This window comes from Acidovorax sp., from assembly GCF_046341535.1.
Taxonomy (GTDB): Bacteria; Pseudomonadota; Gammaproteobacteria; order Burkholderiales; family Burkholderiaceae_C; genus Acidovorax.
Genome location: NZ_JBKDRI010000079.1, coordinates 1 through 9,905 on the forward strand (window position 1 = coordinate 1; position 9,905 = coordinate 9,905).

Genomic DNA, 9,905 nt, shown 5'->3' on the forward strand with positions numbered 1-9,905 from the left:
GGATGGTCGCAGCGGTGCCGGGCAATGCATGCCCTGGTGCGCGACCCATTGTTCTGCTCAGAGCGCCCGCAGTGGTGAGCAGGTTGCCAGTAACGCGCGTTCGCCCGGTCCGGGGTGCACTGCGTTCAAATGCGGCGCTCCGCGCGCTGCCAAGGTTGAGATATGGAAAGCTATGTTCTCGACTGGGCCAACCTGCTGCTGCGCTGGGTCCATGTCATCACCGCCATCGCCTGGATCGGCTCGTCGTTTTACTTTGTTTTTCTGGACAGCAGCCTGACGCCGCCCGAAGACGAAGACCTGAAAAAGCAGGGCGTGAGCGGGGAACTGTGGGCCGTGCACGGTGGCGGCTTTTATCACCCGGTCAAGTTCGCGGTCTCGCCACCGCAATTGCCCAAGCACCTGCACTGGTTCTTCTGGGAGAGCTACAGCACCTGGATCAGTGGGTTTGCGCTGTTCACGGTGTCGTATCTCTACAGCGCCAGCACCTACCTGATCGACAAGTCGCGCATGGACTGGGCACCCGCCACCGCCATCGTGGTGGCTCTGGCGTTTTTCGTGGTGTTCTGGTTGCTCTACGACGCTGTCTGCCGCATTTTTGGACAAAGAAAAAACGGCGACGCCATCGTGGGTGCGCTGGTGTTCGTGCTGGTTTGCGTGGCCTCGTGGCTGGCGTGCCACTGGTTTGCCGGTCGTGCCGCCTTTTTGCTGGTGGGCGCGATGATCGCCACCGCCATGAGCGCCAACGTGTTCTTCTGGATCATTCCCGGCCAGCGCACCGTCATCAGCCAGATCAAGGCGGGCCAGCCGGTGGACCCCATCCACGGCCAGCGCGGCAAGCAGCGCAGCGTGCACAACACGTACTTCACGCTGCCCGTGATCTTTGCCATGCTGAGCAACCACTACAGCTTTACCTGGAGCCACCCGCACAACTGGCTGGTGCTCATCCTGATGATGTTTGCGGGGGCTGCCATCCGCCAGTTCTTCGTGATGCGACACGGCTACAAGCTCGGTCGTAACGGCAATCCGCTGCCCTATGCGCTGGCCGGTGTGGCAGTGATCGTGGGCGCCGTGGTGTGGATGCGCCCCGCGCCCGTGCCGCCCCTGGCTGCAGGTGCTGTGGGGGCAGGGGCTTCTGGATCAAATTCGGCAGGCTCTGCAGCCCCACCTGACTACAAATCGGTGCAGGCGGTTCTGGAGCAACGCTGCTACCTGTGCCACGGGGCGCAGGTGCAGATGAAGAACCTGCGTGTGGACTCGGCCGATTCGGCAAAGCAGCATGCTCAGGCGATCTACCAGCAGGTGGTCGTAACCAAGTTGATGCCGATGAACAACGCCACCGGCATCACCGACGCGGAGAGGGCCTTGATCAGCCGCTGGTTTGAGGCGGGTGCGCCCGTGCCCTAGTCGTGAATCCGCGTCGGTGCGCGCCGGTGCGATGAGCGGCCGTGACCAGCCCACGCAGTGGTGTCATCGGGGCCTTGCAGCACACGGCGCTGCTGGCGCTGCAATGCTCTGCGGCCGAGGCCTGATTGGAAGAACCACCACCTGGTGTTCATGTCGGCGAGGTCACCCGCCGGTTTCTAGGATGGCGTGGAGGCGACGAAAAACCCTGCGGTAAGGAGCTCAAACGGTGTCCCTTAAGGCGGCGCAGGTCCGTCACTGCAAAATCTACGCATGCAACACTTAGCCCATTCCAACCCATTGGCAGCATGCCCGGACTACCGTACCGAGCCGCGTGCGTTCCTGCGCGCGCTGTTTGACGCGGCGGTGCGGGATGCGCAACCGCTGCACGGCATGCACCGCTATCTGCCCAAGCCGCCGGCCGCGGGGCGCACGGTAGTCCTTGGTGCTGGCAAGGCAGGCGGTGCGATGGCGCAGGCGCTGGAGACGCTGTGGCCGGTGGATGCTCTGCTGTCCGGGCTCGTGGTTACGCGTTACGGACATGTGCCGCCGCGCCCACCAGGCCTTGCGCAGCGCATCGAAGTGGTGGAGGCCGCCCATCCCGTGCCCGACGCGGCCGGTCTGAATGCCTCACAGCGGATCCTGGCGCTGACCCAGGGGCTCACCGAAGACGACCTGGTGTTGTGCCTGATCTCTGGCGGCGGCTCGGCACTGCTGACGCTGCCGTGTGATGGGCTCACGCTCGACGACAAGCAGCGCATCAACCGCGCGCTGCTCGACAGCGGGGCACACATTGGCGAGATGAATTGCGTGCGCAAGCACCTCTCGCAGATCAAGGGTGGGCGGCTGGCCGCAGCCTGCGCGCCTGCGCGCGTGATCACGCTCACCATCAGTGACGTGCCGGGGGATGATCCCTCGGTCATTGCCAGCGGACCTACGGTGCCGGATGCCAGCACCTGCGCTGACGCACTGGAGATCCTGGCGCGCTATGGAATTGCCGTGCCTGCGTCGGTGCAAATTGCGCTGCAGGCAGGCTCGCTGGAGACGCCCAAACCTGGCGATGCGCGGTTTGCAGGCCATGAGGTCCACCTGATTGCCACGCCGTGGAGCGCGCTGCAGGCTGCAGCCGATGTGGCGCGCTCCGTGGGGTTGGCGGTGCATGTACTGTCGGATGAGATTGAGGGTGAATCGCGCGAAGTGGGCAAGGTGCATGCCGCCCTGGCGCGCGCCGCAGCGCGCCGCGGCCAGCCGTTTGAAGCACCTTGTGTCGTGCTGTCAGGCGGCGAGACCACGGTGACCGTGCGGCCCCGTCCACCAGGCGCTGTGCGCGGTCGAGGCGGTCGGTCTGGGGAGTTTGCCCTTGGCCTGGTTCAGGGGCTGCAAGCGCAGGCTGGCGTATGGGCGCTGGCAGCCGACACCGACGGAATCGATGGCAGTGAGGACAATGCAGGCGTCTTTGTGAGCCCCGACACTCTGGGGCGTGCCGCGGCGGCTGGCCTTCGTTTGGACGACCATCTTTCGCGCAACGATGCCTGGGGCTTTTTTTCAGGGCTCGACGACCTGCTGATGACCGGACCCACGCATACCAATGTCAATGACTTTCGGGCGCTACTTATTTTGTAGCACCTAAAGCACTGGCAATGCGCGTATATGGCCTTTTTCCTCAGTATCTCTGCCCCTGCCGATCCCCGGGTAGGCGCCGTTGGCCTGTGCTCGCGTTTGATCCCTGCAACTGGGTGGTTCATCAGGTGCATGGTGCCTGCTCGGTGCGGCATCCGCGGCCCTCAGCCCCTTTGCGGCGAGCAGCCTGGGGAGTCGGGCGGCGGGAGGGTGCCCCGAAAGCCGGTGCACAGTGCGTTGGCGCAAGAACTGGCGCGCCGCCCGTACCTGCATCATGCGTGTTTGATCTCGCTCAATGCCCATCCCGGGTCGGCGCGGCACATTGCTTGTCATGCTGCCCTCTACCTACTTTTCGCTCCCTCCGGAAACCGAACTCATCGCCGCGGGCACAGTGCTGCGTCGGCGAAACGAGGTGCAAACCGCAGTGCTGCACCTGGAGAGCGGCCGGGTGCTGCGGGGCGTGCTCGAAGGGGGCCTGATGCGCCACCAGCTCGGTGCCGTGGAAGGCCCTTTCTGGCTCGATGCCGCATCGGCGCTGCTGGGCTTGCCGTTGCCGGTGGATATGGTGGCCGACACCTGCGTGCAGGTGCGCCGGCTTCCGATCGAAGGCTTTCGCCACGATCTGGCGCGCATGCCGGAGGGTGCGCGCGGCTTGTTGCTCGACATGGCGCTGGGCTATCGGCAGCAGTCGGAACTGGCAGTCAGCCGCCTCGCACAGGATGCCGAAGGGCGTTGCGCCAAATGGCTGCTGAACCACGCCACGGCGGACCACAGCGGCGCGATGAAGGTCACCCTGCATCAGCGCAAGCGTTTGATCGCTGCGCAGTTGGGCATTGCGCCCGAGACCTTCTCCCGTGTGCTGCGCCACCTGCGCGAGGCTGGTCTGGTCGATGGCACCGGCAACGTGCTCAGCCTGCCTCAGCCGCGCGCACTGCAGTCGATGGCTGGCTGCTGACCGCTGGCGGCGCCCTCGCTGGGGCAGCGCGATGGACCATCCCATCGGGCCGCGCCTGCGCCGATCGAGTGCAGCATGCGCCAGCTCAATACACCGGGCTGATGGATGCGCAAGATGCTCGCAAAGTGTCGGTGCGTCAGGGTTTTTCCCCGTGGTTCTCTGAGGGTTCCACCCAGGCCTCTGGAGGGATGCGGTGCGTATATTCGCTCAGAATTCCTCTGGCCGGACCTTGCCAATGCCTTCTGCTTCCCGCCGCTGCAACCTGCTGCGCCCACGCGTTGGGGAGCGCGCATGACGGCGGCCCGCTCGCCGGTACCGCACACCGATTCACCGGGCTGGCACCTGCCCGGAACCCTCGTTGTGCGGCTGATGTTGGTGGCCGTACTTGCGGTGGGTTTATCAGGCGCGCTGGCGGCGTGGGTCGTGACCAGGGCGTCGTCCCAGGAAGCCATTCGCCGCGTGGTGGGTCAGCAGACGGAAGAAGTAGAGGTCGTAGCTCGTCTGTTGGCCAGCAAGATCGAGCAGAGCCAAAAGGTGCTTCGCACCGTGGCGGGCGGCATCACGCCCGTGACCCTGACCTCTCCTTCTTCGCTGGAGTGGTTGCTTCAACAAGGCCTGCCAGCCGTGCAGTTCTTCGACACCATGCAGGTCGCGCGCGACAACGGCGAGCTGAGCCTGAATCTGCGCGGCGGCCGCATACATGACGCAACCGAGCTTGACCCTGCTGAGCGCGACGTGCTGCGCCGCACGCTGGTGGACGGCAAGCCGCTGGTATCCGAGCTGATTGCTGGCCGCACGAGCGAGGCGCGCGTCATGTTCACCATGCCGCTGCATCGCGACGACGGGTCCGTGCTGGGGGTGGTGGCCGGGGCCTTGCGTCTGCAGTCTCAGGGACTGCTGCCTCCGTCGATGACCCTGCCGGCCCGCGATGACTCGCGCCTGATGGTGTTCACCCGCGATGGCACCATCCTCTCGCATTCAGACCCGTCCCGCATCATGGGCAAGATCAGCGATGAGCCTGGCCTGGGTTTGGTGTATCCGCGCTGGCTCAAAGAGCCCTTGCCCCTGGTGGCCCGGGGGGTGACCCACGTGCAGCGTGACCATGTCGTGAGCGTGGCGGGTATGCCCCTGCCCCAGTGGATGGTCGCCCGCGTGAGTACCTCACAGGCGTTGCTGGCCCCTCTGGCCGGAGCCCAGCGCAGCGCCTGGTGGCTGGCCGCAGTCAGCATGGTCGCCTGCGGGGTGGTCGCCGCCGGTCTGATCGCCCGGATGGCGCGGCCGCTGGCTCGGCTCACCCACAGCGCGCGGCAGCTCCAAGCGCAGGGCATCCTGGGTGTGGCGACCGCCCCGATCGACTGGCCCGTTGCGGATGGCGAAGTGGGCGAACTCGCGGAGATCTTTCGACGACTGGCACAGCAGCGCAGTGCCCAGCAGGCACACCAGGCAGCGTTGGACGGCCAGTTCAAGGCCATCCTCGACCATGCATCCGTCGGCATCGTGATCTCGCGAAACGGTGTCCTGGAGGTTGTGGGACGCCAGGCGGCCCTGATGCTCGGCTATGCCGCCCAAGAGCTCGAGGGTCGACCGGCCCGGACGCTGTACGCGAGCGACGCTGACTACGAGCGGATGGGTGAACGGGTACAGACCGAGTTCGGGTCACACGGTGCCTTCGACGCCGACGTGTGCTTCACCCGCAAGGATGGCTCGCCTGTCTGGGCGCGCGTGCAGGGTCGGGCTGTGCAGCCTGAAGAGATGGCTGGCGGCACCGTGTGGATCCTGGAAGACATTACAGCCGCACGCGAAGCGCAGTCTCAGCATCTGTGGGAGCGAACGCACGACGCGCTGACGCGTCTGTACAACCGGGCTGCGTTCGAGGAAAAACTCAAGTCGCTTCTGGTCGAGCGAGCTGCGCGGCTGCGTCAGCCGTCACACGAAGACGGCGAGCCAGCGGGTGATGGCGTAGTTCTGTTTCTGGACCTTGACCACTTCACACTCGTCAATGATGTGGCCGGCCACGACGCGGGCGACGATGTTTTGCGGCATGTAGCCCGTTTGCTGGAATCGAACGTGCGCACGATCGGTTGGGCAGCCCGCCTGGGCGGTGACGAATTCGCGGTGGTCTTGCCTGGGTGTTTTCCGGCCCGCGGCCAGGCGGTGGCAGAGCAACTGCGCGCCGCGGTGCAGGCGTGGCAGCCGTCTTACCAGGGACGCAGTTTCACCTTGGGGGCGAGTATCGGGATGGTCGTGCTGGATGCCAGCCTGCAAGACGTCGCATCGGTGCTGTATGCGGCGGACATGGCGTGCTACGACGCCAAGCGCGCGGGACGCAACCGTGTGGAGACACGCCACGCGGGGCAGCCCAGCGCATCGGGGCGTATGGCGTTGGGCGCTGTGTAACGAAGGCCGCGATGCCCCAAAAAGCTACAGGATCCGGCCGTACCACCACACTGACAAGCCCGCCGCGGCCAGCGCGAGCACTGCACCCAACAGGGCCAGCAGTGCCGAGATCTCGGTTTCTTTCTTTTCCACCGTCAATCGCGAGCTCAGGGTTTCATACACCTTTTTGAGGTCCGCGGCGGTGGCGGCATGAAAGTACTCCGCATTGGTCAGGTTGGCCACGGTCTTGAGGGTTTCTTCGTCCAGCCGCACTCGCATCGACCAGCCGTCAAAGCCGATCGTCTCGCCCTGCACGGTGCCCACGCCCACCGTGTAGACGCGCACACCCCGGTCGGCGGCCCACTTGGCGGCTTCCAGGGGGTCCACACCGGTGGTGCGCTGGCCATCGGTCAGCATGATCACGGCGGCGGAGCTGTAGGAGCCCGGCGCCACCGGCACAAAGGCCTTGGCCTGGTCCTGCTGCTTGGCGATTTCGTCGATGGATTTTGGGCGCATCGCCTGGCGGCCGCCAAGGGCAGAGATGTCGATGCCCGCGTCGGGAAAGATGGTGGCTAGCGACAGCATGATGCCGTTGCCGGTGGCGGTGCCACGCTGAAGCTGGAAACTGTCGATAGCCTTGATCAAATCCTCGCGGCTTTGCGTGGGTAGCTGCGCCAGTTGGGCGCTGCCCGCGAATGCCACGATGCCCACGCGTACATGCCGCGGCAGCTCGGCGATGAAGGCCTTGGCAGCGTTTTGCGCGGCGGTGATGCGGTCGGGCTCCACATCGGTGGCGCGCATGCTTCCTGAGACGTCCATGGCCAGCATGATGGTCTGATTCTGCGCGGGCAGCGTGATCACGGCCATGGGGCGGGCGGCAGCCAGCAGCAGCGCGATCAGCGCCAGCAGGAAAAGCAGCGGTGGAATGTGGCGGCGCAGGCGCTGCCCTGCACCCATGGCCTCGCGCACCAGCGACAGACTGGAGTAAGTCAGCGCGGTCTTCTTGCGCCGATGCAGCAGCCACCAGTACAGCAGAGCCAATAGGGGCGCAAGCAGCAGCAGCCAGAGCAGGGTGGGCCAGATGAAAACCATGGTCGTAGCGTCCTCGGGTGCAATCGGCGTCGGTGTTGACAGGCGGTATGGGCAATGGACGAGCTGGACCTCAGGCCGCTCGCTGCGCTGCGCGGCGCGGGGCTCGCACACGCCGCTGGCGTAGATCCAGGAAGCGCAGCAGCGCGTCCATCAGGTGGTCGTCGGTGCACAGCTCCAGGGTGTCGGCGCCAGCCCTGGAGAGCGACTGGCGCACGGCGGCCTCGCGGTCGGCGGCCAGCTGCGCGAAACGCCGCCGGAACGCCGCATCGTGGGTGTCCACCTGCAGCTGCTCGCCCGTTTCGGCGTCGCGCAGGGTGATCATTCCGACGTCCGGCAGCTCCAGCTCCAGCGGGTCCAGCAGGCGCACGGCGACCACGTCGTGGCGCTGGGCCAGCTGGCCCAGTGGCTTGTCCCAGCCGGGCATGCTGATGAAGTCCGACACCACAAACACGGTGCTGCGGCGCCGCAGGTTGGCCATGGCTGTGTGCAGCAGCACCTGTAGATCGGTGGTACCGCTGCCAGTCACTGGCTTGCCCCGTGCAAGCGCCGTGTTGGCACGGTGCGGGGCCAGCAGGTGGTGCACCAGATGCAGCACATGGGCGCGGCTGCTGCGGGGCGGCAGCACCGTATCGACCGCACCGCCAGCCGACGGTCCGGTGCCGTAGAGCATGGCCCCCACGCGGTTGCCGTGGCGGGTGAGCAGGCGTGCCAGCACCGCGACAAACCCGGTGAGGATGTCGCGCTTGGCGTTGCCCTGGGGTCCGAAGTTCACCGATGGGCTGACGTCCAGCAGAAACCAGGCCGACATCTCGCGGTCTTCGGTGAACACGCGGACGTGGGGGGTGTTCAGCCGGGCGGTCACGTTCCAGTCGATGTGACGCACGTCATCGTGCGGCTGGTATTCGCGCAGGTCGGCCAGGTCCAGGCCACTGCCCCGCATCAGCGTGCGGTAGTCGCCCTGGAGCAGCCCATCCAGCACGCGGATCACCTTCCATTCCAGTTCTCGCAACAGTCTGTCGGCCTGACCTGGCAGGTTGGGCAGCGGCCGGGGCAAGTGGCCCGGTGCTGACCGACCGGCCGGGGTTGACGCCGGGTGTACAGGTGGCGGCTGGACGTTGCTCATGGCAGTTGCGCTGGTGCGGGCGTGCGTCTTGCCTCAGGCTGCCTTGCGCTCATGGTGCAACGGGCGCGCTGGGGGCGCCACCTTGGCCATGATGCGGGTGATCAGGGCATCGGCATCGAGCCCTTCGGACAGGGCTTCGTACGACAGCGCAATCCGGTGGCGCAGCACATCGGCGGCCAGGTCGGTCATGTCTTCGGGCAGCACGTAGGCGCGTCCGCGCAGCATGGCCAGCGCCTGCGCGCCTTCGGCCAGGGCAATGGTGGCGCGGGGGCTGGCGCCGCAGCTTATGTGACCCGCCATTTCCTTCAAGCCGTGGCGGGCCGGGTCGCGGGTCGCTGCCACCAGCTTCACGGCGTACTGCAGCAGGGATGGGTCCACGTACACGGTGCGGCACTCGGCCTGCAGTGCAGCCAGTTGCGCCGTGGTGGCCACCGGCAACACCTGCACGGGCGGGTCCAGCGCCCGCTGGGCAATCACGAACTCTTCCTCCTCGCTGGGGTAGCCCAGCAGCACCTTCATCATGAAACGGTCAACCTGGGCCTCGGGCAGGGCGTAGGTGCCTTCGGTCTCGATGGGGTTTTGCGTGGCCATCACGAGGAAAGGCTCGGGCACTTTGTGCGTCTCGCCGGCAATCGTCACCTGGCGCTCCTGCATTACCTCCAGCAGCGCGCTTTGCACCTTGGCGGGTGCGCGGTTGATTTCATCGGCCAGCAGCAGGTGGGTGAACACCGGGCCCAGTGAGGTGCTGAACTCGCCTGTCTTTTGGTTGTACATGCGCGTTCCCACCAGATCGGCGGGCACCAGGTCAGGCGTGAACTGGATGCGCTTGAAGCTGCCCTGAACGGTGCAGGCCAGCGTCTTTACGGTCAGCGTCTTGGCAAGCCCCGGCACGCCTTCGACCAGCAGGTGGCCTTGCGCCAGCATGGCCACCATCACGCGCTCCAGAAAGCGGTCTTGCCCGACCACGACGCGTTTGACCTCGTAGAGCACCTGTTCCATCAGGGTGGCCGTGGTGGCGTTGCTTGAGCCCGACAGGCTCCCGGGCGGGGTTGGTTCCATGGTGTGTGTCCTAAGTGGATAGATTCGGTGCATCAGAACGGAGACATGCCCACGGCCGAAGCCGCGTTTTCGATCGGCACGGCAAAGGCGATACCCAAAAACGTACGGGCTGGCGTGGGGTTGAGGATGGCCGTGACAATCCCAACCACTTCGCCATCGAGCGTGACCAGCGGCCCGCCCGAGTTTCCAGGATTGGCGGCGGCGTCAAACTGGATGAGATTGCTGAGCTGACTCTTGCCTTCGGGCGAGGTGAATTCGCGCTTGAGCCCCGACACCACG

8 protein-coding genes are annotated in these 9,905 nt (G+C 65.9%); 4 read left to right on the forward strand and 4 right to left on the reverse strand.

Annotation, left to right across the window (positions count from 1 at the left end; all coding sequences use genetic code 11):
• The first annotated feature begins 162 nt into the window (after positions 1–162).
• The 4 genes from ACK543_RS05415 (at position 163) to ACK543_RS05430 (ending at position 6,373) form a co-directional block, all read left to right on the forward strand.
• Positions 163–1,404, forward strand: a complete 1,242-nt coding sequence (locus ACK543_RS05415; RefSeq protein ID WP_409941830.1) for a urate hydroxylase PuuD — start codon at positions 163–165, stop codon at positions 1,402–1,404.
• Between the two features lie 270 nt (positions 1,405–1,674).
• Positions 1,675–3,024, forward strand: a complete 1,350-nt coding sequence (locus ACK543_RS05420) for a glycerate kinase (protein ID WP_409941831.1) — start codon at positions 1,675–1,677, stop codon at positions 3,022–3,024.
• A 328-nt stretch (positions 3,025–3,352) separates the two neighbouring features.
• Positions 3,353–3,976 carry a Crp/Fnr family transcriptional regulator gene (locus tag ACK543_RS05425; RefSeq protein WP_409941832.1) on the forward strand — a complete coding sequence of 208 codons (624 nt, stop codon included), beginning with the start codon at positions 3,353–3,355 and terminating at the stop codon, positions 3,974–3,976.
• A gap of 291 nt (positions 3,977–4,267) precedes the next feature.
• On the forward strand, positions 4,268–6,373 hold the full coding sequence (locus ACK543_RS05430) for a diguanylate cyclase domain-containing protein (RefSeq protein WP_409941833.1): 2,106 nt from the start codon (positions 4,268–4,270) through the stop codon (positions 6,371–6,373).
• A gap of 24 nt (positions 6,374–6,397) precedes the next feature.
• Here the strand turns inward: ACK543_RS05430 and ACK543_RS05435 are convergent, their stop codons facing one another.
• From ACK543_RS05435 to ACK543_RS05450, 4 genes are all read right to left on the reverse strand, one after another.
• A complete protein-coding gene (locus tag ACK543_RS05435; protein WP_409941834.1) occupies positions 6,398–7,444 on the reverse strand; it encodes a VWA domain-containing protein in 1,047 nt (348 codons plus the stop codon).
• Between the two features lie 70 nt (positions 7,445–7,514).
• Positions 7,515–8,567 carry a DUF58 domain-containing protein gene (locus tag ACK543_RS05440; RefSeq protein WP_409941835.1) on the reverse strand — a complete coding sequence of 351 codons (1,053 nt, stop codon included), beginning with the start codon at positions 8,565–8,567 and terminating at the stop codon, positions 7,515–7,517.
• A gap of 33 nt (positions 8,568–8,600) precedes the next feature.
• On the reverse strand, positions 8,601–9,626 hold the full coding sequence (locus ACK543_RS05445; RefSeq protein WP_409941836.1) for an AAA family ATPase: 1,026 nt from the start codon (positions 9,624–9,626) through the stop codon (positions 8,601–8,603).
• A gap of 32 nt (positions 9,627–9,658) precedes the next feature.
• On the reverse strand, positions 9,659–9,905 hold a 247-nt coding region (locus ACK543_RS05450; protein WP_409941837.1), incomplete at its 5' end, for a trypsin-like serine protease.